Genomic DNA, 22,797 nt, shown 5'->3' on the forward strand with positions numbered 1-22,797 from the left:
GCCTTCGGCGAGTTACTTGGAAAAGCACCCCAAGTAACCAAGGGTGCTTGCTCTCGGTTTGGCCCGACTTCGTCGGGTTCCTTTACTCCGGTCTCGCTCCGTGGGCCCGCCGCCATCCGCCATCCATGGCGGGGGACGGCTCTCGCCGCATCCATGCCGCTCGGCCCACTCCGCGAGACCTGCGTTCAGCCTGCACCAAAGTCGCGATTGGCGGTGTTTGAACTACCGCGTAGAAGATCAACAGCGACAGCAACAGCAACGGCAACGGCTTCCCGGCTGAAGCCGGTCCTACTGAAGCAATTGATCGTTCCCACGCTCCGCGTCCGTGTCGTCGAGATCGATTGAGGCGTTCTTGAGGCCACTCCCTTCAACATCCCTTCTTCGGCATTGTTTCAAGCTTTGTTAGGCTGGTCCCTATTTCGAGGGGACTGATTTATTTACAGCGCTTCACCGTAAATGAATCTGTCCCCGTCCAAGAGTCCCCGTCCAAGCATTTCAAGGGAGCGGCAATGACTTCCATCAGCACCGCAGCGCCCGTGGTACCGGGGCGGTTGGAGCAGTTTTCGACGCGGATTGCGTTTTTTGTCACCGGGTTCAGTATGTCGGCCTGGGCGCCGCTGGTGCCTTATGCGAAAAGCCGTCTGGGCCTGGATGACGCCGGCCTCGGGTTGTTGCTGTTGTGCCTGGGCATTGGCTCGATCGTGTCCATGCCACTGGCTGGGGCAATGACGGTGCGTTATGGCTGTCGGCGGTTGATCGTGATAACGGGCGGCATCGCCTGTGTGTGCCTGCCTTTATTGGCGACGCTCAGCTCGGTGCCGCTGATGGTCGCCACGCTGTTTGTCTATGGCGCGAGCATGGGCGCGCTGGGTTGCGTCACCAATATTCAGGCGATCATCGTCGAACGGGCGAGCGGCAAGACCATGATGTCCGGGTTTCACGGGCTGTTCAGCTGCGGCGGGATTCTGGGGGCGGCGGGGGTGTCGGCGTTGTTGAGCGTTGGCGTCTGGCCGTGGCTGGCGATGGCCTTCGTCGCGTTGTTCATTGCCCTCGCGTTGTATAAAGCCGCGCCGCACTTGTTGCCCTATGGCAGCGAACCGGGCGGGCCGGCGTTTGCGATTCCGCGGGGCGTGGTGCTGTTCATCGGGTTGATGTGCTTCACGGTGTTCCTCACCGAAGGCGCGATGCTCGACTGGAGCGCGGTGTTCCTCAGCGCCCAGCGCGGGGTTGAGCCGTCTTACGCAGGGTTCGGTTATGCGGTGTTCGCGCTGTTCATGGCAATCGGGCGCCTGTGTGGCGATCCGATCGTCCGGCGCCTCGGTGTGCACAAGATCATCCTGTTTGGCGGGTTGTGCGCGGCCGCCGGGATGACCGTCGCGACCCTTATTCCGGTTTGGCAGGCGGCGCTGTGCGGGTACGCGCTGGTGGGCATTGGCTGTTCCAACATCGTGCCGGTGTTTTACAGCGCGGTCGGCCGGCAGAAAACCATGCCGGAGAACGTGGCAGTGCCGGCGATCACCACATTGGGCTACATCGGCATTTTGATGGGGCCGGCCGGCATCGGTTTTGTCGCTCACCTCAGCAGCCTCGGCGCGGCGTTCATGATCATCGCCGTGATGCTGCTGGGCGTGGCGATCAGCGGTCGGTTCTTGCGGGTCTGAAGCCAATAACGGAATCAGCTCGGCATCATCGCAAAGCCCACGCCGAAGCGGTTCCAGGCGTTGATGGTGGCGACGGCGAGCGTGATGTTGACCACATCGGCGTCGCTGTAGTGCTTGAGCAGCGCCTCGTACTGATGCTGCGGCGCGCGGTGCACGGGCAGCAGCGTCAGGCTTTCCACCCAGGCAAGTACGACCTTTTCCTTCTCGGTGAAGAATTCGGTGTCTTCCCACACGCTAAGGGTCTGCAGACGGGCCTCGGTTTCGCCGGCCTTGCGTGCGTCATTGGCGTGCAGGTTGACGCAGTACGCACAGCCGTTGAGCTGCGAAGCACGCAGACGGATCAGCTCCAAGAGCGAATGATCCAGCCCCGATTTGCTCAGCGCCGTCTCCAGCCCGGCCATGGCTTTGTAGGCCTCCGGCGATTTCTGGGCCCAGGCGATTCGGTTGTTCATGTCAGTGCTCTCTTCAAAGGTTGCCGGCGATAGCCGCTGGACGTGGCGAAAGCTTACGTCGGCGCTGGGGCATGCCGAATAGCCAATGAAGGAGGTTTAGGGGAGACCAATTACACGGTTATCAATCAGCGGCGCATGACTGGGGCCGGGCAATCAGTCGCTCGCGAATCCCATCGTAGGCCAGGTTGAACAGCATTGTGTACGGCAGATATAAGAGCACCAGGCCGATGTCCAGCAGGAAGGCTTCCAGCAATGTGACCGACAACCACCACGCCACCATCGGCACCACCATGAAAATCAGTCCCGCTTCAAAGCCGATGGCATGCAGCGCACGCGCCTTGAGATTCAGGGCGAAACCCAACCGCGCCCGCAGGCGGTCGAACCCGGCGTTGAAGACCATGTTCCAGAGCATGGCGATGGTGGAGATCATCACGGTCATCGCGCCCATCTTGCCAATGGACTGGCCGAGCACCCAGGCCAGCCCTGGCGCAAACATCAGCACGCCGATCAGTTCGAACAGCAGCGCATGCAGCACGCGCTCTTTGAGGGACTTTCGCGAAACAACCGGCTTCGCGGTCGTGTGGGAGGTCAGGGTATGCAGAGGCATGGGGGCGATCACTTTTTCGGGGCAGGTGTGCATTGTCGTGGTGCGATGGGCTAGAGTGAAAATCGGTCCCATCGGAAAAACCGATGGAGAATTCAGCGCTGTGCAGAGGTGCCACCCCGTGAGTTATTCCCCCGAAGCCCTTGAAGCGTTCGCGCAGACCATCGCGCTGGGCTCGTTCAGTGCCGCTGCGCGACGGCTGGGCAAGAGTCAATCGACCATCAGCGAGGCCATTTCGCGGCTGGAGATTGATCTGGGCGTCGAACTGTTTGATCGGTCAACCCGCCATCCGGCGCTTACCGAAGCGGGCAGGGCGCTGGAAGGGCGCATCGAAGACGTGCTCGCAGCGTCCGACACCTTGCGCCGCGCGGCAGGGCGTCTGGTTGAAGGGATGGAGCCGCGCCTGACGCTGGTGCTGTCCGACGCCAACCAGTTCGCTGAATTTCAGGCACGCATGACCGAACTCGATCAGCGCTTTCCGGAGCTGGAACTGGAGTGCGTGTTTGCCGAGCACGGCGACGCGATCAACTTGATCCAGACGGGTCGTGCCTCCCTGGGTTTGCTGTCGGCCCAGGCCTCGTATCCGCCGGAAGTGGGCTACGCGACCATCGTCGAGCGCGCCGACTTCGGCATCTTCGTTTCCCACAACCACCCGCTGGCCACTGAAAAGGCCGTCGATTATCGCCATCTCGCGCAGCATCGGGCGTTGCGCCTGAACACCATCGTCGACGAAAGCGTGCCCACCGACGACCTGCCCAGTGGCGCACGGCGCAGCTGGTCAGCGCCCAATTACCTGCTGCTGATGGACATGGCGATCTTCGGATTCGGCTGGTCGGCACTGCCGCGCTGGCTGGTCAGCACCTGCGGTCAGGGCCGGTTGAAGGAACTCACGGTGCCGGGTTGGCCGCGCAGCTCGGCGGTCGACGTGATCTGGTCCCGGCAAAAAAGCCTGGGCCCGGCGGGGACGTGGCTGCTGGACACGCTGCTGGAGGGGCGGGGGGGCTATTGATCGGGCTTACTCGGGTTCGCCCTCCAGTACAAACCCTTCCTGCATCTCCTGAGCGAACGCGTTTACCACCTCGCGGGTCAGGCTGACGATGTCTTCCACCAACTCCATGCCCGCGCCGGTGCGCCAGCTGGCGACGATGTCCATCAGCGGCGGCAGCGGGACGTTCTCGATCAGCGTCAACGCGCCTTGGGCCAGTTCGCCATGGACCAGCGTCACCGGCAGCGCGCCGATGCCGAAGCCGTCGCGCACTAGGCGGGTAATCGCCGACGCCGAGTTCACGCAGTTGATCCGTGGCGTGACGATGTTAGCGGTGTGCAGCATGTTGAGGATGTCCTGGTGCGGCCGCGAGTTGCGCGAGAACGTGACGATGCGCGCCTCGGCGATCTCTTCGAGGGTCACGTCGGGGCGGTCGAACGCCGAGCCGGTCGGCACTACCCAGCGCAGGGGATAGCGCGCCAGCACCGCATTGCGCACGCTGTCAAAACGCAGCACGTCGGTCTGGAAAATGATGTCCTGATACCCCTTTTCCAGCTGCGAGCAGAGGTTGCTGGCGGTCTCGGCGGTGAGCTCGATTTCCAGGTTCGGGTAACACTTCATCAGGCGTGTTACCAGGGGGCTGAGCCAGGTGTGTATCACCGTATCCATGGCGCCGATGCGGATGCGGCCGCGCACCTGGCTCGGGTCCTTGATCGCCGCCTTCATGCTTTGCATCGTGTCCATGATGTGCTCGGCGTATTCGAGCACGCGCACGCCCTCTTGGGTCAGCGACACGCCCCTGGAATCCCGGACGAACAGGCGCACGCCCATTTCGTCCTCCAGCGCGGCGATGCGGCTGGAGATGGAGGCCTGGGTGCTGAACAGTTTTTCTGCCGTCAGACGAAAGCTTTTCAGCCGCGCGACCCAGACGAAGGTTTCCAGAAACTTGAGATTCACCGAGGGATTTCCTTGAGCAATTGAGCGCCGGCTGACATTCAGCATGACCTGCGATCGACACATCGTGGCCGGCACGGCCTGTGCAAACCGAGCACTGGAACAGCAGGTTGCATGCCATCCCGGCAACAGAAAATCTTATGGACCATAGCGGGTTTTTCCCGTTGGACGCCCGGGCGGGACTGCGGTGCCATGGGGCAGCGGCGCTGTGAATCCGTTGAGCCTGGGCTTAGCCTGTTCTGAGCATAAGTGCTGCCATCGCTCGTTTCTCGACCCTGTTCCTCATTCGTGCCAGCAAGGTACCGCCACTGCCAACGAGAACCCCATCATGCAAACCGCTATCAACCTCTGGCCGCTGCTTGGCGTGCTGGTCATCGTTCTGGGCTTCGTCCTGCGTTTCAACCCGATGCTGGTCGTGGCGCTTGCCGCTCTGGCCACCGGCCTTGCCGCCAGCATGCCGCTGGAAACCATTCTGGCGACCATCGGCACGGGCTTCATCAAAACCCGCACGCTGCCGCTGATCATCCTCTTGCCCCTGGCGGTGATCGGTTTGCTGGAACGCCACGGCCTGCGTCTGCACGCGCAGAACTGGATCGCCCGGTTCACCGGCGCCACGGCCGGACGCCTGCTGATCGCCTACCTGTTCGTGCGGGAAACCACTGCCGCCCTGGGGCTGACCAGCCTCGGCGGCCACCCGCAGATGGTGCGGCCGTTGCTCGCGCCCATGGCCGAGGGCGCCGCTGAATCCCGCTTCGGCAAGCTGCCCGAGGGGTTGCGCATCAAGCTGCTGGCGTTGTGCGCAGCGACCGACAATGTCGGGCTGTTCTTTGGTGAAGACATCTTCGTCGCGTTTGGTGCGATTGCGCTGATGCACACCTTCCTGCTCGGCTCCGGCATTGATGTCGACCCGATGCACATCGCCTTCTGGGGGATTCCGACAGCGATCTGTGCGTTCGTCATCCACGCCATCCGCCTGCACCGTTTTGATCAGCGCCTGAACCGTGAGCTCAAGGTGCTGCCGCCGGCCGCCGCGGTCGACAAGGAGCTGGCGCGATGATCATTTCCATTCAATACCTGTACTGGCTGGCGGGCGTGATTCTGGCGATCACCGCGTTCATGACCGCGACCGATCGGACCAATCCCAAGCGCTGGACCACGGGCTTGTTCTGGGGCTTGTTCGCCATCGCGTTTCTGGTCGGCGAGAAGCTGCCACCGGTGTGGGTGGGCGTCGGGGTGATCGTCATGGCGGTGATCGCCGGGTTCGGCGGCGTGGGTTTCGGCCAGCATGAGAACCTCAACGACCGGGCGCGGCGGGAGAGTGCAGGGCGCTTGAAGAACAAGCTGTTCATTCCGGCGCTGGCGATTCCTCTGGTCACCGTGATTGGCGCGGTGCTGCTGAAGAACATCAAGTTTGGCGACGTCTTTCTGCTGGACCCGGCCAACAGCACGTTCGTGTCGCTGGGCATTGGCAGTCTGGTAGCGCTGGGACTGGCCTGCTGGCTGACCCGCGACACGCCGGTGCAGGCCATGCGCGAATCGCGGCGCCTGACCGAAGCGCTGGGTTGGGCATTGGTGCTGCCGCAGATGCTGGCAATGCTCGGCCTGGTGTTCAACGATGCGGGCGTCGGCAAAGCGGTGGCTCACCTGGCCACGGCCTACATCAACCTGGATTTTCGTCTCGTCGCGGTGATGGTGTATGTGCTGGGCATGGCGCTGTTCACCATCGTCATGGGCAACGGCTTTGCTGCGTTTCCGGTGATGACCGGCGGCATCGGCGTGCCGGTGCTGGTAGGCATGTACGGCGCCAACCCGGCGGTGATGGCCGCCATCGGCATGTTCTCGGGCTACTGCGGCACGCTGATGACGCCCATGGCGGCCAACTACAACCTGATACCTGCAGCGTTGCTGGAACTGCCTGACAAATATGCCGTGATCAAAGCGCAAATCCCCACCGCGCTGGCGATGCTGGTGGCGAATATTCTCCTGCTGTATTTCCTGATGTAGTCATTTCCTGATCTGGTTTCAGCGCCCGGCCCGCAGGCTTTTGCGGGCAGACCTCCTCCCTCGGCTCGCTTCCACCATTCAAATTCGGCGTTGTCTGCCCCTCACCGCAAACGTTTGCGCGAATTCGTGGTCTGTACGACCAGTGGCTGCAAACCCTCTGCCTCAGGGCTTACAGCCCGCTTCCCGTTACCACCGTGTGCACCCGATACCAGGCCGCATGTCTACCCGGGAAGAAATAGGTTGAATAGTCACACAAAATGTTATTTAAATAACAAAAATAAAACCGCGACGGTGGCTCATTCTTCGGGCCCAGCGCGTGAACAAGGTACTCACACACATGAATAAGATCGCGGTCATCGGCAGCAATATGGTGGATTTGATCACCTACATCGACCGGATGCCGGCGCAGGGTGAGACCCTCGAAGCACCGAATTTCGCCATGGGCTGCGGCGGCAAGGGCGCCAATCAGGCCGTTGCGGCGGCCAAGCTGGGCGCTGACGTGCTGATGCTGAGCAAGGTCGGCGACGACATGTTTGCCGACAACACCCTGGCCAATTTCAAGCGCTACGGCATCGATACCCAATTCGTCCAGCGCGTTCCCGGCGTATCCAGCGGCGTCGCGCCGATCTTCGTGCAAAGCGATTCCCACAACAGCATCCTCATCGTCAAAGGCGCCAATGCGCACCTGAAACCTGCGGACATCGACGCTGCCCAGGCCGCGTTGCGCGACTGCACGCTCATCGTGCTGCAACTGGAAATCGAGCTGGAAACCGTTTACTACGCCATCGAATTCGCCAAGGCCAACGGCATTCCGGTGCTGCTCAATCCTGCGCCTGCCGTGAAGGGCTTGAGCCGCGAGCACCTGTCGCAGCTGGACTTTTTCATTCCCAACGAAACCGAACTGGCGCTGGTCACCGGGCGTGTCATCGACTCGGTGGAATCGGCCCGCGCGGCCGCCCGGCAACTGGTGCAGGACGGCATTCGTCACGTCATCGTCACCCTCGGTGAGAAGGGTGCGCTGTACGTCGGCGAACAAGGCGAATTTCGCGTCGAAGGCATCAAGGTCGATGCCCGCGACACCACCGGCGCCGGCGACGCGTTCATCGGTTGCTTCGCCCGCCACTGGAGCGAAGACGGCGACATGCGCAACGCCATGACCCGCGCGGTGGCCTATTCCGCCTGCTCGGTCACCGGCCTCGGCACCCAGAGTTCCTACCCGGACGCTGCCGCGTTCAGCCACTTTCTCGACACTCTTTGAGCCGCCGCGCCCTGCCGATCGCCTGATCGGTGGGGCGAGTATTTCCTGTACTTCCCGGAGAACAACAATGACAAAGCCCGCGCTCCAACAATCACCGGACGGGTTCTACCTGAACCGCACGCCGTGGTTCGCCTTCCTGCTGCTGTGCTGCTGTTTCGCGCTGTGGGCGGCGGCCGCGAGCATGAACGACGTGCTCATCGCGCACTTCAAGAAAGCCTTCCTGCTCAGCGATGTGCAGACCTCTTTCGTGCAATCGGCGTTCTACCTCGGTTACTTCTTCGTGGCGATTCCGGCGGCGATGGTCGTCAGACGTTTCAGCTACAAGACCACTATCCTCATCGGCCTGGTGCTGTACATGGCGGGCTGCTCGCTGTTCTTCCCCGCAGCGTCGATGGCCAAATACGGCATGTTCCTGATGGCGCTGTTCGTCATCGCGGCCGGCCTGGCTTTCCTTGAAACCGCCTGCAACACCTACTCGACGCTGATGGGGCCGCGTGAAACCGGTACCCGTCGCCTGAACATTTCCCAGACCTTCCACCCGTTCGGCGCGATGACCGGCGTGTACGTGGGCAGTTTTGTGATGTTCAAGGACACCGACGCCACCCGCGAGCAGTTGACGCAAATGAGCGCCTCGGAAGCCGCCGTCCAGCAACTGCAGATGATTCAGTCCACGCTGCTGCCGTATAAATGGATGATCGCGGTGCTGGTCCTGATGTTCGTGCTGATCGCGTTCACCAAGTTTCCGGCGTGCAAGGGCATCGTCAAGGCCAACGTCAAATCCAGCAGCATCGGCCAGAGCCTGTCGCGTCTGTGGCGCAACCCGCGCTTTACCTTCGGCGTGCTGGCGCAGTTTCTGTATGTCGGCGCCCAAGTGGGCGTGTGGAGTTTCACCATTCGCCTGGCGATGCAGATGGGCGGGATGAACGAGCGCAGCGCCTCGTGGTTCCTGCTGACCACTTTCGCGGCGTACTTCGTCGGCAAGATGGTCGCCAACCTGCTGATGCGCAAAATGTCCCCGGCCAAGGTGCTGGCGATCTACGGCGTGCTGGCCATCGTACTGCTGGCCTACACGATTCTGGTGCCGAACATCAGCGCGGTGTATGCGGCGGTGGGTGTGAGTATTTTCCTGGGCCCGTGCTGGCCGACCATTTATGGCCTGACCATCGACGGTCTGGGTGAGGACACTGGCGTCGGCGGTTCGCTGCTGGTGATGAGTATTGTCGGCGGCGGCGTGATGCCGATCTTCCAGGGCCTGCTCTCCGACGCTACCGGCGGCAACATGCAGATTGCCTACACCGTGCCGCTGCTGTGCTTTGTGGCGATCGTCGCCTACGCCATTAAATGCATGCGTGATCCGCTGCCGGCCCAGGCGCCGGCTGGCGCGGTGACGGCATCATGAGGGGCACCGAAAAGCGCACCACGATTTCGCTGTACCCGGAGCTGTTCACCGGCGATGAAAAGACGCTGCTGGAATCCGCGGACTTTCGTGTGCTGGCCTGGACCTACCCCAGCGGCGTGAAAGCCCTGGCGCTGGAGAATGACCGCGGCCGGGTTGTGGTGCTGCCGTATCAGGGGCAGATGGTCTGGTCAGCGGTGTTCGATGGCTGCGACCTGACCATGCGCAACATGTTCGAGCAGCCGCTCCCGAGCCCAACGGTGATCGGCACCTACGGCTGCTTCATGTTCCACAGCGGGATCTTGCGCAACGGCTGCCCGACGCCGGAAGACGATCATCCGTTGCACGGCGAAATGCCCTGCGCGCCGATGGACAGCGCCTGGCTGGAGATCGGCGAGGATGCTGGCGGCGGGTTTTTGCGCATCGGCGGCGAGTATGAATACGTGATGGGCTTTGGCGACCGTTATCGCGCCAGGCCCAGCGTGACTTTGCGCCCGGGTTCGGCGCTGTTCGACATCGGCATGGACGTGCGCAACCTGGCCGGCAAGCCGATGGAGCTGATGTACATGGCGCACATGAACTATGCCTACGTCGACGGCGGACGTTTCGTCGAGCCATTGGGCATGGCGCGTACACGGGTTCGCAGCAGCGTGCCGGCCCACGTCAAGCCGACGCCGGCATGGTCGGCGTACATGGCCGAACTGAGCGAAGACCCTTCGCGGCTGGAAAGCCTGAGCACGCCTGATTTGTACGACCCGGAGATCGTTTGCTTCTTCGACGGCGTCCACGCGGACGCCCAGGGCAATGCGCATTTCCTGCTCAAGCACCCTGAAGGCCCGGCGTTTTACACGCGTTATCAGCCGGCGCAGTTCGACCATGCGGCGCGGTGGATCCTGCACAACGCTGATCAGCAGGTGGCCGCATTTGTGCTGCCCGCGACTTGCGAGCCCGAGGGGTATCTGGCGGAAAAGGCCAAAGGTAATGTGCGTTTGTTGGGTGCGGGGGAGAGCGCGTCTTTTAGCTTGATAACGGGGTATCTGGGGGCTGAAGAGTTGCGGCAGCTGGAAAGCGATCTGAAACGCTGAAGGCGCCTTCGCGATCAAGGTGGAGCGCCACCCCGGTCGCTCCCACCGTGACCGGTTTCCGTCAACAGATGTCCGGTGACTTCTGATTCGCTGAGAGTGAGCTTGCTTACTCTCACAGTGATCAGTTTCCATCCTCGGATCTTGAAACCACATCATACTTGTGGGAGTGAGCTTGCTCACGAATGCGGTGGCGCAGGCAACACAAATTCAGGGCTGATCACACCACCCAACGCGCCCGATACCCCTCAATCAAATCCCGATAAACCTTCGGCAGCTTCTTGTCGCTCACCACCACATGAAAGTCCTGCAATGTCGCGAAATGCGCCGTGCGCACGGCATCGAACTTGGAATGATCGGCCAGCAACATGCAGTGCCGGGCCTGGCGCAGGACCTTTTGCTTGACCTCCACTTCATTGAAATTGAAGCAGGTCACGCCCAGCTCGTCGCTGACCCCGGCTGCTGAAACGAACGCCCAGGTCAGGCGGATGCCATCCAGAATCGTCGCTTCGCTGTGGTGCTCGAACACCTGATTCTTGCGATGAAAGGTCCCGCCGCACAACACGATGGAGCAGTTGGGCTTCTGCTGCAGCTTGAGCAGGACGTTGAGGGAGTTGCACACGGCGGTGAATTCCAGCTCGTCCGGGATGAAGTCGATGACGAAAGGGATCGTGGTGCCGCAATCGAAAAACACCGTATCGCCGGGTTGGATGAACGCTGCCGCGAGCTTGCCGACCCGGCGCTTTTCCTCGACGTGGCGGGTGCCTTGCTCAGTGACCTTGTAATCACTGGCCTCGGACGGATCAAACGCCAGGGTTATGTGCCCGCCCAACAGATGGAATTTGTCGGGGTGGCGGGTCAGGTCCCGACGCAGGGTCATCTCCGAAACGTCCAGCAGGGCGGCCATTTCCTTCAGGTGAATAGCCTTCTGATCGTGCAGGGCTTGCTGGATCAATTTGATCCGGTCGGATTTTTTACTGTCCACGGGCATTCCGATTGTCGAATGGATATGGTAAAAAAATAACATTCATTGTTATATTTACAACATAAAATGATGCGCTCAGGCATGAAGCTTAAAGCGTGTCGCTGGTTACCGCCTCACTATCAGGAAACGATTGGCCATGAAGATCGAACCCGCAGCACTCGCCCAGTACATCGACCACACCTTGCTGGCCGCCGACGCCAGTCGCGAGCAGATCGCGACCCTGTGCCGCGAAGCCCAGGCGCACGGATTCTATTCGGTGTGCGTGAATTCTGGCCAGGTGCCTTACGCCGCCTCGTTGCTGGAAGGTCAGGCCGTCAAAGTCTGCGCCGTGGTCGGGTTCCCGCTGGGTGCCGGGCTGAGCGACACCAAGGCTTTCGAGGCGAAGCAGGCCATCGCGGCCGGCGCGGGCGAGATCGACATGGTCCTGAACATCGGCTGGCTGAAGGACGGTCTGTTTGATGAAGTGCGCGACGACATCGCTGCCGTCAAAGACGCCTGTGGTGCGGTCCCGCTGAAGGTCATCTTCGAAACCTGCCTGCTGGATGACGCGCAGAAAACCCGCGCCGCCGAGATCTGCCGTGACCTCAACGTCGCCTTCGTCAAAACCTCCACCGGTTTCAGCCGCAGCGGCGCGACCCTGGAAGACGTCACCCTGATGCGCAAGGTCGTGGGGCAGGGCGTTGGCGTGAAAGCGTCCGGCGGCGTGCGTGACTATGCAACAGCGGTGGCGATGATCGAAGCGGGCGCGACGCGGCTGGGCACCAGTTCCGGGATCGCGATCGTCAGTGGGGCGGCGGCTTCGGGCTCGGGTTACTGATTCTGCCGGAAGGTGTCTGGCGCTGACCCTCGCAGGGCACCGTCCCTGGTGTGGGCTGGCCTTTCGACAGAAGGCCTTTCGACAGAAGCCTTTCGCCGAAAAGAGCAGGACCCACCCCGCCAATGAGTGGCAAACTGCCGGTGCACTCACTTCTGCACCGGACACCTTTCTCAATGCGAACATTCTCCCTGGCGCGGCTCAAGGCTCGCTGGTTCTTCTGGCTGTGCATGCTGCTGATCGTCGTCGGTCTGCCGGTCGGTTGCGCAGCGCTGCAGCACAAGGAGCGTGAACTGGTCTTCATGATCGAGCCCGGCACGGCGAGCTGGTACCGCGGCCTGCCGTCCGATGTGCAAGAGCTGGAACTCAAGGGGCCATCGTTTGGCCTCGGGCAGAACATCCATGCCTGGTGGTGGGCTTCGGACAAAAAAGACGCTCCCGCCATTCTGTATCTGCACGGCTCGCGCTGGAACCTCACCGGTCAGCTGTTCCGCATCGAACAACTGCGCGCCCTGGGCTTTTCAATCCTCGCCATCGACTACCGCGGTTTCGGTCAGAGCAAGGGCCAGTTGCCGTCGGAAGCGTCGGTCTATGAAGACGCGCGCATCGCCTGGGAACGTCTCAAGCAGATTCAACCCGACCCGCAAAAACGCCTCATCTACGGTCATTCGCTGGGTGGCGCCGTGGCCGTTGACCTCGCCGCCGAACTGGGCCGGGACACGCAGAAAGGCGACGGGCCAATTCAGGCGCGGGGCCTGATCATCGAATCGACCTTCACCAACCTCGCCGACGTCGCGTCCTCCGTCGCCAGCAAACGCACCTCGTTGCCGGTGCGCTGGCTGGTCTCGCAGAAATTCGACTCCATCGACAAGATCGCCGATGTGCACATGCCGGTGCTGATCGTCCATGGCACGGCGGACCCGTTCGTCGCGCCGCATTTCAGTGAAGCGTTGTTCGACGCGGCGCAGGAGCCAAAGAACCTGCTGATGGTGCCGGGCGGTAACCACAACAACAGCATGAATCTCGGGCGCCAGGCTTACAGTCAGGCGATCCAGAACCTGCTCAGCGAGAAGCCACCGGCGGTGCATGCGTCCAACGCATCGGCGGCGTTGCTCAAGCAACCCGGTTAGCCCCTTTTCATGAACGCGGCCGGTGTCCTCTCAAAGCACCTGCCGTCCGCTGCCGCGAGCGCTGCCAATGGACACACACGCAGACGAAGACGCTCACCTGATCCACTCCGCGCGGGACTGGGTGCTGCGTGCCGCGCCACTGCCGCAGATCGAGCGGATCGAGGCGTATTTTCACGGCCACGGTTTCGAGATGCACCGCCACGACACCTACGCCATCGGCCATACGATGTCCGGGGTGCAGAGCTTTCAGTACGGCAAGGAACGGGTCAACAACCTGCCGGGGCAGACGATGGTGCTGCACCCCGACGAAGCTCATGACGGCCACGCCGGGACCGAAGACGGCTTTCGCTACCGGATGTTCTACCTGGAACCGGCGATGATTCAGCAGGTGCTCGGTGGCAAGCCGCTGCCGTTCATCAAGGGCGGGGCGTCGAATGATCCGCGCCTGTTCAGGGCGACTCAGGCGCTGCTGTCCGACCTGAATAACGCGCTGGATCCTCTGGAACTGGACGACGCGATCTACGACCTCGCCATCGCCCTGCAAGCGGCCGCCGGTGTGCGCAAGGGTCGTCAGACCGTCAACTACGCCGGCGCGCAACGGGCGCGGGAAATGCTCATGGCCAGTCTGGAACAGGGCGTGAGTCTCACCGATCTGGAACAGGCCAGCGACACCGATCGCTGGCGCCTGTCGCGGGATTTTCGCGTGCTGTTCGGCACCACGCCTTATCGCTACCTGACCCTGCGCCGGCTGGACCTGGTGCGTCATTCGATCGCGTTGGGCGTGTCCTTGAGTGACGCTTCGGTGATGGCGGGATTCTCCGACCAGAGCCACATGACGCGGCATTTCGTGAAGACCTTTGGCTACCCGCCGGGGCGGTGGTTGAAGATGTTGAGGGCAGGCGCATAGCGGATCGAACGCCCTTGGTGGGACTGGCCTTGGCTGGGAAGGCTGTGCACCTTGTGGGACCGGCTTCAGCCGGGGAGGCGCCAGACGTCACGCCGCAGAGTGGATGGCGTACCCACCGGCCTCTTCCCGGCTGAAGCCGGTCCTACGAAGGCACCGCATACCCCCCCTGAAACACTGCCCGCTTTTGTAGGACTGGCTTTAGCCGGGAAGGCGTCAGTTGAATCACCGCAATACCAACCCACCCACCACCCTGCAATAACGTACAAGACCCCACCCATAACCACGCTCTAGATTGGCTCCACATCAAACACTTTCGGAGCCGCCCACGTGTCCACGTCCAACACTCAACACACGCCCATCAATTTCGCTCAGAAATACAGCCTGTTCACCGAGCAGTGGCAGCCAAAAGTCATCGCGCAGATGAACGACTACCAGTTCAAGCTGGCACGACTGGAAGGAGAGTTTCTCTGGCACAGCCACGCTGACACCGACGAAACCTTCATCGTGCTCGAAGGCTGTTTGCGCATCGACTTTCGTGACGGCTTCGTGGAGCTCAACGCGGGTGAGCTGTATGTCGTGCCCAAGGGCGTCGAGCACAAGCCGTCCGCTGTGCAGGAGGTGAAGCTGATGCTGATCGAGCCCAGCGGCGTGATCAACACCGGCAGCGACACCAACGAGCGCACGGCGCAGAACGACGTCTGGATCTGATTACGCCTCGGGCGTTGCGGCCTCGGTTTCAGCCTCGGGCGCCGGCAGCAACACCGCAATCAACGCCCTGACAACCCCCGGCAGGGCGTCCAGTTCGCGGACCAGAATGCTTCGTTCGCGCACGGCCCAGGGCTCGTCGAGCTCGATGGTCACCAGCTTCATCGTCCTGCTGTGCCGCAACGCCGCCGACTCCGGGATCACCCCGATGCCCACCCCGGCTTCGACCATCCGGCAGATGGCCTCGAAGCTCGACACTTGAATCCGCAACGACAAATTCTGCCCCAGCCGCTCCACGTGATCGCGCAGAAAAGTCAGCAATGTGCTGCCTTCGTGCAGCCCGATGTGCTGAAACGCCAGGGTTTGCTTGAACGTGATCTTTTTCTCGGCCGCCAGCTCATGGCCCACCGGCACGGTCAGCACCAGGCGGTCGGTGCTGAAGTGGATGACCTGCAAACCCGCTGCTTCCACCGGCCCGGCGATGATGCCCATGTCGGTGCTGCCGTCGAGCACGCCGCGCACGATGTCCCGGGACAGGCGCTCTTGCAGGTCCACCGTGACGCCGGGCCGTTTCGCCAGAAACCCTGCCAGCACTTCGGGCAGAAACTCGGTGACGGCAGTGGTGTTGGCGAAGATGCGAATGTGTCCGGCCGAATCAGTCCCGTAACTGGTGAACTCACTCTTCAGGTAGTCCACCTGGCTCATGATCAGCCGCGCATGTTTGAGCAGGCGCTGACCGGCAGGGGTCAGTTCCACGCCGCGGCTGTCGCGGTACAACAGGCGTGTGCCGAGTTGACCTTCCAGCGCCTTGATCCGTGCGCTGGCGGCGGCAGGGGAGAGAAACGCCCGGCGCGCGCCCTGGGTCAGGCTCGGTGATTCGCCGATATGAATGAAGAGGCGCAAGTCAGCCAGGTCGAAATGCATGGGCGTGTCCGGACGTTGCAGAAGGCGTTCATCATACCCGAACGCCGCTATACGCAAATGCAAATTCACAGAATGCCGGCGCACTTCCATGATCGGGCCATAACAACACAACAAACCCAGAGGGTTCCCGCCCATGAGCGCTGCAGCGTCACCCGTGGATTTCACGGCCTGGATCGGCCGCACTGAAGAAGCCCAGGATCATCTGAGCGTCAACCTGATCAAGCGCATCGCCGCCACCTTTGGCGAGCCCACGCCCGCTGCCGGCGATCCATTGCCGCCGCTGTGGCAATGGTGTTTTTTCCAGGAGCCGCTGTTCGAAGCGCAACTCGGCGGTGACGGCCACCCGGCCCGTGGCGGCTTTCTGCCCCCGGCGGACAATCGCAACCGCATGTGGGCCGGTGGCCGCGTCGAGTTCATTCAGCCGCTGAAGGTGGGTGCTGACGCCCATCGCCTGTCGACCATTCTGCACATTGAGGAAAAGCACGGCCGCACCGGGTCGCTGCTGTTCGTGACCGTGCGCCACGACCACTCGCAAGACGGCGAGTTGTGCGTGCGTGAGGAGCAGGACATCGTTTACCGCGAGCCCAATCCGCCAAAGCTCAACAGCGGTGACGCGCCAGATCAGGGCGAGTGGAGCGAGGTCATCGAGCCTACGCCAACGCTGTTGTTCCGCTATTCGGCCGTGACCTTCAACGGCCACCGCATTCACTACGACTATCCCTACGTCACCGACACCGAGGGCTATTCCGGCCTGGTCGTGCACGGGCCGATGATCGCCACGTTCAACCTGCGCGCCTTCATTCGCGCCCATCCCGACAAGCGCGTGCGGCATTTCGCCTATCGCGGCGTGCGCCCGCTCAACGTCCCTGCTGCATTCCGCGTCGGCGGACGAATCGTCGAGGCGGGCAAGGCTCAGCTGTGGGCCGGCAATGACGCCGGCGTCGCCCAGAGCGCCGAAGTCGTTTTTGACTGAACCCTTCTTTCTATACAGCCAGGCGCGCCGATTCCGTGGCCGCCGGCCGATGCGAGTGGACACCATGAACCCTTACGAAAACGAAGACCTCAATGCCATCCGTGACGGCGTGCGCGCGCTGTGTGCTCAGTTTCCGGCCGAATACTGGCGCAAGATCGATGAACAGAAAGGCTTTCCGGAAACCTTCGTCAAGGCGCTGACCGATGAAGGCTGGCTGTCGGCGATGATTCCCGAAGAGTACGGCGGCTCCGGGCTGGGCCTGGGGGAAGCTTCGGTGATCCTTGAAGAAGTGAACGCCTGCGGCGGCAATTCCGGCACCGTGCACGGCCAGATGTACAACATGTTCACCCTGTTGCGTCACGGCAGCGACGCACAGAAAAGCTACTACCTGCGCAAGCTCGCCAGCGGCGAACTGCGCCTGCAATCCATGGGCGTGACCGAACCGAGCACCGGCACCGACACCACCAAGATCAAGACCACGGCGGTGAAGCAGGGCGACAAGTACGTGATCAACGGCCAGAAGGTCTGGATCTCCCGCGTGCAGCATTCCGACCTGATGATCCTGCTGGCGCGCACCACGCCGCTGGCCGAGGTGACGAAAAAGTCCGAAGGCATGTCGATCTTCATCGTTGACCTGCGCGACGCCATCGGCAACGGCCTGACCGTTCAGCCCATCGCCAACATGGTCAACCACGAGACCAACGAGCTGTTCTTCGACAATCTCGAACTCCCCGCCGAGAGCCTGATCGGCGAGGAAGGCAAGGGCTTCCGCTACATCCTCGACGGCCTGAATGCCGAACGCACGCTGATCGCCGCCGAATGCATCGGCGACGGCCGGTGGTTTATCGAGAAGTCCGCCGCCTACGCCCGTGATCGCGTGGTGTTTGGCCGCCCGATCGGGCAGAACCAGGGCGTGCAGTTTCCCATCGCCGAAGCGCACATCGAAATCGAAGCCGCCGACCTGATGCGCTGGCGTGCCTGCGAGGAATACGACAGCGGCAAAAACGCCGGTGCCAGCGCCAACATGGCCAAATACCTCGCGGCAAAAGCGTCGTGGGAAGCGGCCAATGCGTGCCTGCAAACCCATGGCGGATTCGGGTTCGCCTGCGAGTACGACGTGGAGCGTAAATTCCGCGAAACCCGTCTGTATCAGGTCGCGCCGATCTCCACCAACCTGATTCTTTCCTACGTTGCCGAGCACCTGCTCGACCTGCCGCGCAGCTTTTGAGGACGCCGACATGAGCCATACCCAGGCATTGGCGGGTTTCCTCGCCGAGCTGACCTACGAGCAAATTCCCGGCGTCGTGCTGGACCGAACCGAAGACCTGTTCCTCGACTGGATAGGCTCGGCGCTGGCCAGCCAGGGCGCACGGCCGATTCCGTTGTTCGAGCGCTACGCTGAACGCATGGGCCCGCAACAGGGCAAGGCGAAGATTCTGGTGAGCGGTCGCGGCACTTCGGCGTACTTCGCCGCGCTGGTCAACGGTGCGTCTTCGCACCTGGTCGAGCAGGACGATCTGCACAACAGCTCGGTGCTGCACCCGGCGACGGTGGTGTTTTCCGCCGTACTGGCAGCGGCCCAGGACCTCGACAAAACCGGCCAGGATTTACTGCTGGCGTCGGTTGCCGGTTATGAAGCCGGCATCCGCATCGGCGAATTCATGGGCCGCTCCCACTACCGCATCTTCCACACCACCGCGACGGTCGGCACCCTCGCCGCTGCGGTGGGCGTCGGCAAGCTGCTGAATTTCGACAAAGAGCAGTTCATCAACCTGCTGGGCACGGCGGGCACCCAGGCCGCCGGGCTGTGGGAATTTCTCCGTGACGCAGCCGATTCCAAGCAGCTGCACACCGCCAAGGCGGCGGCCGATGGCCTGCTGGCGGCGTACCTCACCGAAGACGGCCTGACTGGCGCACGGAATATTCTGGAAGGCGATCAGGGCATGGCGGCGGGGATGTCCAGCGACAGCGATCCCGCCAAGCTGTCCGACCGCCTCGGCAGCCGATGGGCGCTGGTGGAGACCTCATTCAAGTTTCACGCCTCGTGCCGCCACACCCATCCGGCGGCCGATGCCCTGCTGCACCTGATGCAGCGCGAAGGCCTGCGCCATGGGCAGATCGCCAAGGTCGTCACCCGGGTTCATCAGGGCGCCATCGATGTGCTCGGCCGGGTCGATGTGCCGCAGACCGTGCATCAGGCGAAGTTTTCCATGGGCGCAGTGCTCGGGTTGATTGCGGTTCACGGCAGCGCGCAGTTGATCGAATTCCGCGACCTGGCCCTGAGCGATGCCGACGTTGCGGCCTTCCGCGAAAAATTGACGATGGAGCTGGACGCGGAGGTGGATGGCGCCTATCCGGCGCGCTGGCTGGGGCGGGTGATCGTGACCACCACCGATGGCCGGGTGTTGAGCGCTGGCATCGATGAGCCGAAGGGCGATCCGGGCAACACCCTGTCGCGGCCTGAGCTGGAGGACAAGGTTCAGCGCCTGCTGGCGTTCTCCGGCGCACGCACGGCGGAGCAGGGCACGGCGTTGATCCAGCGGGTGTGGCAGCTGCGCGATGCGCAGAATTTGAACGATCTGATCTAAACGCAAGCGCGCTCCTGCAGGTGGGCACGAAGAGGTTTTCGAACATGACTCAACAACCCCCGCGTCCTTTGGACGGCATCACCGTCGTCAGCCTTGAACACGCCATCGCGGCGCCGTTCTGCACCCGCCAACTGGCGGATCTCGGTGCCCGCGTGATCAAGATCGAGCGCCCCGGCGTCGGCGATTTCGCCCGTGGCTACGACCAGCGCGTCGACGGCCTGGCCTCGCATTTCGTCTGGACTAACCGCTCCAAGGAAAGCCTGACCCTGGACCTCAAGCAGGACCAGGCCGGCGACATTCTTGAGTCGTTGCTCGGCAAGGCCGACGTGCTGGTACAAAACCTGGCGCCGGGCGCCGCTGCCCGTATGGGCCTGTCGTTCGAAGCCCTGCACGAACGCTTCCCGCGCCTGATCGTCTGTGACATTTCCGGCTACGGCGAAGGCGGGCCCTACGAGAAGAAGAAGGCCTACGACCTGTTGATCCAGAGCGAGGGCGGCTTTTTGTCGGTCACCGGTGGCCCCGGGGAAAACGAGATGGCCAAGGCCGGTTGCTCCATCGCCGACATCGCCGCCGGTATGTACGCCTACACCGGGATTCTGTCGGCGCTGATGCTGCGGGACAAAACCGGGCACGGCAGCCGCATCGACGTCAGCATGCTGGAAAGCCTGGTGGAGTGGATGGGCTACCCGATGTATTACGCCTACCACGGCGCGCCCCCACCGCCACGGGCCGGCGCGTCCCACTCGACGATCTACCCCTATGGCCCGTTTCCCACCGGCGGGGGCGGCACGATCATGCTGGGCCTGCAGAACGAGCGCGAATGGGCGGTGTTCTGCGAGAAGGTCCTGCTCGATCCGGCGCTGGCCACCGACGAGCGCTTTTCCGCGAATTTCAAGCGCTCGGAAAACCGCCAGGCGCTGCGGCAGATCATCGTCGACGGCTTCGCCCCATTGAGCGTCGATGACGTGGTTGCTCGTCTGGAAGACGCGCAGATCGCCAACGCCCGGGTCAACGACATGCAGGGCGTCTGGGACCATCCGCAGCTCAAGGCCCGTGACCGCTGGCGCGAAGTCGACAGCCCGTCCGGCCCGCTGCCGTCGCTGCTGCCGCCGGGCCACAACACCGCGTTCACGCCGCGCATGGACGGCGTGCCGGGCCTGGGGCAGCACACCGGCAGCATCCTCGGCGAGCTGGGGTTTTCGGCTGAAGACCAGGCGCGGATGGCGGCGGGCGGGGTGGTCTAGCGCCCGTTCTGCAAAAGGCTCTTTTGCACAGCGCATCCCTTCCTACAGGACACTCTCAGGACACCCACATGGCCCACACCAACATCCGCTCCGCACTGTTCGTCCCCGGCAGTCGCCCCGATCGTTTTGCCAAAGCGCTGGCGGCCAGCGCCGATGCCGTCATCGTTGATTTCGAAGACGCCGTCGAAGAACCTCTCAAGCGCCAGGCGCGGGACAATCTCGCGGCCTTCCTGAACGACAACCCCCAAGCCTCTGTGTGGGTGCGGGTCAATGCGCCGACTCATGCCGAACATGCCGATGACTTGGCGTTTTGCCGGCAGCACGCGGGCGTGGCCGGGGTGCTGCTGCCGAAAGTCGAAAGCGCTGCTCACGTCGCTGCGGTCTGGCAGACAGGCAAACCGGTTCTGCCGATCATCGAAAGCGCCAAGGGCCTGCTGGCCCTGGAGCAGATTGCCCATGCCGAGGGGGTTGAGCGATTGTCGTTTGGCGGGCTTGACCTGGCCCTGGACCTGAACCTCAATAGCAGCACCCACGCTGCACAGATGTTTCTTGACCAGGCGCGGATGTCGGTGCAACTGCATTCAAGGGGCGCGGACCTGCTGCCACCGCTGGACGGTGTGCACCCGGCCATCGGCGACCCGAAAGGTTTGCACCGCGCCATTCGCCACGCCTACGACATGGGGTATGGCGGCGCGTTGTGCATCCATCCGGCGCAAGTGCCGGTGATCCACGCCGCGTTGGCCCCCAGCGCTGATGACTTGAACTGGGCGCAAAAGGTGATCAACGCCAGCGCGGCGGCCAAGGGGGCGGGAGCCTTTCAGCTGGACGGGCACATGGTCGACGCGCCGGTGTTGCTGAGGGCCCAGCGTTTGCTGGCGCTGGCGGCGGGGTGAACGCAGTCAGCGCCGGGGCGCCGGTGGAAAGCCGGATCGCGTTCAGCAACCCCGAACGCCGGCTTTCACAAAAGCAGATTCTCTAAACACCGGAGCTTCGTCATGGTGTAGTTGCACTATGCTCATGGGCTCCACCTGCTCCTGCCAACATAAGTTCATACAAAAATAAAAAGGTGATATCGATGTTGAAGCTGACCAAAGCGCTTTTCTGCGCGGCCGCAGTGTCTGTGGCCAGCCTTGCACAGGCCGCTGATCCGATCACGATCAAGTTCGCCCACGTGGTGGCGGAAAACACGCCGAAGGGGCAGGGCGCGTTGCTCTTCCAGAAGATGGTCGCCGCCGACCCGGCCTTGAAAGACAAAGTCAAAGTCGAGGTGTACCCCAACTCCTCGCTGTTCGGCGACGGCAAGGAAATGGAAGCCCTGCTGCTCGGCGACGTGCAGATGCTGGCGCCGTCACTGGCGAAATTCGAGCAGTACACCAAGAAAGTGCAGATCTTCGATCTGCCGTTTCTGTTCAACGACCTTGCTGCCGTTGACCGCTTTCAGCAGGGTCCCCAGGGCAAGGCGTTGCTGACCGTGATGGACGACAAAGGCATTCACGGTCTGGCGTATTGGCACAACGGCCTGAAGCAACTGTCCGCCAACAAAAAGCTCGTTGAACCGAAAGATGCCCGTGGCCTGAAATTCCGCGTTCAGGCCTCCAGCGTGCTCGAAGCCCAATTTGTCGCCCTGCACGCCAACCCGCGCAAGATGAGCTTCGCCGAGGTCTATCAGGGCCTGCAGACCGGCACCGTCAACGGCACCGAAAACACCTGGTCGAACTACGAAAGCCAGAAGGTCAACGAGGTGCAGCCGTTCTTCACCGAGTCCAACCACGGCCTGATCGACTACATGGTGATCACCAACTCCAAGTTCTGGAACGGCCTGCCCGCGGACGTGCGTGGCGAACTGCAAACGATCATGGATCAGGTGACGGTCGAGGTGAACAAACAGGCCGAAGCGTTGAACCAGACCGCCAAGCAGAAAATCATCGACGCCAAGACCAGCGAAATCGTGACGCTCACCCCTGAGCAGCGCGCGAAATGGCGTGAAGCCATGAAGCCGGTCTGGGACAAATTCTCCGAAGAAATCGGTGCCGACCTGATCAAGGCTGCCGACGATTCGAACAAGGCGCCTTGAGCCCTTCCTTCGCTTCTCGCTACAGACCGTGACGGCCCGGCGGCCACCCGTTTCGCG

At 62.4% G+C, this 22,797-nt stretch carries 22 protein-coding genes; 17 read left to right on the plus strand and 5 right to left on the minus strand.

The window, feature by feature from the left end; translation table 11 throughout:
- Positions 1 to 509: 509 nt before the first annotated feature.
- Entirely contained in the window at positions 510 to 1,661 is a 1,152-nt protein-coding gene (locus SLW74_RS16515; RefSeq protein WP_065989436.1) for an MFS transporter, read from the plus strand.
- Positions 1,662 to 1,675: 14 nt separating this feature from the next.
- On the opposite strand, the gene SLW74_RS16520 is transcribed toward SLW74_RS16515, so the two are convergent.
- Together SLW74_RS16520 and SLW74_RS16525 are read right to left on the minus strand one after the other, a co-directional pair.
- Complete coding sequence (locus SLW74_RS16520; protein ID WP_410929528.1) at positions 1,676 to 2,113, minus strand: carboxymuconolactone decarboxylase family protein; 438 nt, start codon at positions 2,111 to 2,113, stop codon at positions 1,676 to 1,678.
- A 121-nt stretch (positions 2,114 to 2,234) separates the two neighbouring features.
- Positions 2,235 to 2,720 carry a multidrug/biocide efflux PACE transporter gene (locus SLW74_RS16525; RefSeq protein ID WP_065989700.1) on the minus strand — a complete coding sequence of 162 codons (486 nt, stop codon included), beginning with the start codon at positions 2,718 to 2,720 and terminating at the stop codon, positions 2,235 to 2,237.
- A 118-nt stretch (positions 2,721 to 2,838) separates the two neighbouring features.
- On the opposite strand from SLW74_RS16525, the gene SLW74_RS16530 reads away from it, so the two are divergent.
- Positions 2,839 to 3,726, plus strand: coding sequence for a LysR family transcriptional regulator (locus tag SLW74_RS16530; protein ID WP_192134376.1), 888 nt, complete (start codon positions 2,839 to 2,841; stop codon positions 3,724 to 3,726).
- Positions 3,727 to 3,732: 6 nt separating this feature from the next.
- Here the strand turns inward: SLW74_RS16530 and SLW74_RS16535 are convergent, their stop codons facing one another.
- A complete protein-coding gene (locus SLW74_RS16535; RefSeq protein WP_410929529.1) occupies positions 3,733 to 4,659 on the minus strand; it encodes a LysR family transcriptional regulator in 927 nt (308 codons plus the stop codon).
- Between the two features lie 325 nt (positions 4,660 to 4,984).
- Here SLW74_RS16535 and SLW74_RS16540 point away from each other — a divergent pair, with 325 nt between their 5' ends.
- From SLW74_RS16540 to SLW74_RS16560, 5 genes are all read left to right on the plus strand, one after another.
- Positions 4,985 to 5,713 (plus strand): DUF969 domain-containing protein, encoded by a 729-nt coding sequence (locus SLW74_RS16540; protein WP_410929530.1) that lies wholly within the window; start codon positions 4,985 to 4,987, stop codon positions 5,711 to 5,713.
- On the plus strand, positions 5,710 to 6,660 hold the full coding sequence (locus SLW74_RS16545; RefSeq protein WP_265389186.1) for a DUF979 domain-containing protein: 951 nt from the start codon (positions 5,710 to 5,712) through the stop codon (positions 6,658 to 6,660). Before SLW74_RS16540 ends, SLW74_RS16545 begins: the two co-directional genes overlap by 4 nt.
- Positions 6,661 to 6,997: 337 nt before the next feature.
- Positions 6,998 to 7,918, plus strand: coding sequence for a ribokinase (gene rbsK / locus SLW74_RS16550; RefSeq protein WP_296312252.1), 921 nt, complete (start codon positions 6,998 to 7,000; stop codon positions 7,916 to 7,918).
- 67 nt (positions 7,919 to 7,985) lie between these two features.
- Positions 7,986 to 9,317, plus strand: a complete 1,332-nt coding sequence (gene fucP / locus SLW74_RS16555) for an L-fucose:H+ symporter permease (RefSeq protein WP_065989457.1) — start codon at positions 7,986 to 7,988, stop codon at positions 9,315 to 9,317.
- A complete protein-coding gene (locus SLW74_RS16560) occupies positions 9,314 to 10,399 on the plus strand; it encodes an aldose 1-epimerase family protein (RefSeq protein ID WP_410929531.1) in 1,086 nt (361 codons plus the stop codon). Before fucP ends, SLW74_RS16560 begins: the two co-directional genes overlap by 4 nt.
- 217 nt (positions 10,400 to 10,616) lie before the next feature.
- Here the strand turns inward: SLW74_RS16560 and deoR are convergent, their stop codons facing one another.
- Positions 10,617 to 11,387 carry a DNA-binding transcriptional repressor DeoR gene (gene deoR, locus SLW74_RS16565; protein ID WP_410929532.1) on the minus strand — a complete coding sequence of 257 codons (771 nt, stop codon included), beginning with the start codon at positions 11,385 to 11,387 and terminating at the stop codon, positions 10,617 to 10,619.
- A gap of 130 nt (positions 11,388 to 11,517) precedes the next feature.
- Here deoR and deoC point away from each other — a divergent pair, with 130 nt between their 5' ends.
- The 4 genes from deoC to SLW74_RS16585 all read left to right on the plus strand — a co-directional run bounded on the left by deoC (position 11,518) and on the right by SLW74_RS16585 (position 14,940).
- Positions 11,518 to 12,198, plus strand: a complete 681-nt coding sequence (gene deoC, locus SLW74_RS16570; protein ID WP_410929533.1) for a deoxyribose-phosphate aldolase — start codon at positions 11,518 to 11,520, stop codon at positions 12,196 to 12,198.
- A 173-nt stretch (positions 12,199 to 12,371) separates the two neighbouring features.
- Positions 12,372 to 13,325, plus strand: coding sequence for an alpha/beta hydrolase (locus SLW74_RS16575; protein WP_410929534.1), 954 nt, complete (start codon positions 12,372 to 12,374; stop codon positions 13,323 to 13,325).
- 67 nt (positions 13,326 to 13,392) lie between these two features.
- The gene (locus SLW74_RS16580; protein ID WP_410929535.1) at positions 13,393 to 14,232 is read left to right on the plus strand and encodes an AraC family transcriptional regulator; all 840 of its coding nucleotides are present in this window, start codon (positions 13,393 to 13,395) and stop codon (positions 14,230 to 14,232) included.
- A 327-nt stretch (positions 14,233 to 14,559) separates the two neighbouring features.
- Complete coding sequence (locus SLW74_RS16585; RefSeq protein WP_410929536.1) at positions 14,560 to 14,940, plus strand: cupin domain-containing protein; 381 nt, start codon at positions 14,560 to 14,562, stop codon at positions 14,938 to 14,940.
- Here SLW74_RS16585 and SLW74_RS16590 read toward each other — a convergent pair whose 3' ends face one another.
- Entirely contained in the window at positions 14,941 to 15,861 is a 921-nt protein-coding gene (locus SLW74_RS16590) for a LysR family transcriptional regulator (protein ID WP_410929537.1), read from the minus strand.
- Positions 15,862 to 15,994: 133 nt separating this feature from the next.
- Between SLW74_RS16590 and SLW74_RS16595 the strand changes: the two genes are divergently transcribed.
- The 6 genes from SLW74_RS16595 (at position 15,995) to SLW74_RS16620 (ending at position 22,740) form a co-directional block, all read left to right on the plus strand.
- The gene (locus SLW74_RS16595; protein ID WP_410929538.1) at positions 15,995 to 16,834 is read left to right on the plus strand and encodes a MaoC family dehydratase N-terminal domain-containing protein; all 840 of its coding nucleotides are present in this window, start codon (positions 15,995 to 15,997) and stop codon (positions 16,832 to 16,834) included.
- A 64-nt stretch (positions 16,835 to 16,898) separates the two neighbouring features.
- On the plus strand, positions 16,899 to 18,062 hold the full coding sequence (locus SLW74_RS16600) for an acyl-CoA dehydrogenase family protein (protein WP_410929539.1): 1,164 nt from the start codon (positions 16,899 to 16,901) through the stop codon (positions 18,060 to 18,062).
- Between the two features lie 10 nt (positions 18,063 to 18,072).
- Complete coding sequence (locus SLW74_RS16605) at positions 18,073 to 19,422, plus strand: MmgE/PrpD family protein (RefSeq protein WP_410929540.1); 1,350 nt, start codon at positions 18,073 to 18,075, stop codon at positions 19,420 to 19,422.
- A 44-nt stretch (positions 19,423 to 19,466) separates the two neighbouring features.
- Entirely contained in the window at positions 19,467 to 20,666 is a 1,200-nt protein-coding gene (locus SLW74_RS16610) for a CaiB/BaiF CoA transferase family protein (protein ID WP_410929541.1), read from the plus strand.
- Positions 20,667 to 20,734: 68 nt separating this feature from the next.
- Positions 20,735 to 21,559 carry an HpcH/HpaI aldolase/citrate lyase family protein gene (locus SLW74_RS16615; RefSeq protein ID WP_410929542.1) on the plus strand — a complete coding sequence of 275 codons (825 nt, stop codon included), beginning with the start codon at positions 20,735 to 20,737 and terminating at the stop codon, positions 21,557 to 21,559.
- A gap of 182 nt (positions 21,560 to 21,741) precedes the next feature.
- Positions 21,742 to 22,740: a TRAP transporter substrate-binding protein gene (locus SLW74_RS16620; protein WP_410929543.1), complete on the plus strand. Its 999-nt coding sequence runs from the start codon at positions 21,742 to 21,744 to the stop codon at positions 22,738 to 22,740.
- The last annotated feature ends 57 nt before the right edge of the window (positions 22,741 to 22,797 follow it).

This window comes from Pseudomonas sp. W5-36 (assembly GCF_046540455.1).
Classification (GTDB): Bacteria; Pseudomonadota; Gammaproteobacteria; order Pseudomonadales; family Pseudomonadaceae; genus Aquipseudomonas; species Aquipseudomonas graminis_B.

Bases quoted from the DNA above. Each gene is read 5' to 3' on its own strand.
- SLW74_RS16560 (WP_410929531.1), top strand. From the start codon at position 9,314: ATGAGGGGCACCGAAAAGCGCACCACGATTTCGCTGTACCCGGAGCTG.
- deoR (WP_410929532.1), bottom strand. From the start codon at position 11,387: ATGCCCGTGGACAGTAAAAAATCCGACCGGATCAAATTGATCCAGCAA.
- SLW74_RS16525 (WP_065989700.1), bottom strand. From the start codon at position 2,720: ATGCCTCTGCATACCCTGACCTCCCACACGACCGCGAAGCCGGTTGTT.
- SLW74_RS16620 (WP_410929543.1), top strand. From the start codon at position 21,742: ATGTTGAAGCTGACCAAAGCGCTTTTCTGCGCGGCCGCAGTGTCTGTG.
- SLW74_RS16520 (WP_410929528.1), bottom strand. From the start codon at position 2,113: ATGAACAACCGAATCGCCTGGGCCCAGAAATCGCCGGAGGCCTACAAA.
- deoC (WP_410929533.1), top strand. From the start codon at position 11,518: ATGAAGATCGAACCCGCAGCACTCGCCCAGTACATCGACCACACCTTG.
- SLW74_RS16615 (WP_410929542.1), top strand. From the start codon at position 20,735: ATGGCCCACACCAACATCCGCTCCGCACTGTTCGTCCCCGGCAGTCGC.
- SLW74_RS16545 (WP_265389186.1), top strand. From the start codon at position 5,710: ATGATCATTTCCATTCAATACCTGTACTGGCTGGCGGGCGTGATTCTG.
- SLW74_RS16575 (WP_410929534.1), top strand. From the start codon at position 12,372: ATGCGAACATTCTCCCTGGCGCGGCTCAAGGCTCGCTGGTTCTTCTGG.
- SLW74_RS16580 (WP_410929535.1), top strand. From the start codon at position 13,393: ATGGACACACACGCAGACGAAGACGCTCACCTGATCCACTCCGCGCGG.
- SLW74_RS16515 (WP_065989436.1), top strand. From the start codon at position 510: ATGACTTCCATCAGCACCGCAGCGCCCGTGGTACCGGGGCGGTTGGAG.
- fucP (WP_065989457.1), top strand. From the start codon at position 7,986: ATGACAAAGCCCGCGCTCCAACAATCACCGGACGGGTTCTACCTGAAC.
- SLW74_RS16610 (WP_410929541.1), top strand. From the start codon at position 19,467: ATGACTCAACAACCCCCGCGTCCTTTGGACGGCATCACCGTCGTCAGC.
- SLW74_RS16540 (WP_410929530.1), top strand. From the start codon at position 4,985: ATGCAAACCGCTATCAACCTCTGGCCGCTGCTTGGCGTGCTGGTCATC.
- SLW74_RS16600 (WP_410929539.1), top strand. From the start codon at position 16,899: ATGAACCCTTACGAAAACGAAGACCTCAATGCCATCCGTGACGGCGTG.
- SLW74_RS16605 (WP_410929540.1), top strand. From the start codon at position 18,073: ATGAGCCATACCCAGGCATTGGCGGGTTTCCTCGCCGAGCTGACCTAC.
- rbsK (WP_296312252.1), top strand. From the start codon at position 6,998: ATGAATAAGATCGCGGTCATCGGCAGCAATATGGTGGATTTGATCACC.
- SLW74_RS16590 (WP_410929537.1), bottom strand. From the start codon at position 15,861: ATGCATTTCGACCTGGCTGACTTGCGCCTCTTCATTCATATCGGCGAA.
- SLW74_RS16595 (WP_410929538.1), top strand. From the start codon at position 15,995: ATGAGCGCTGCAGCGTCACCCGTGGATTTCACGGCCTGGATCGGCCGC.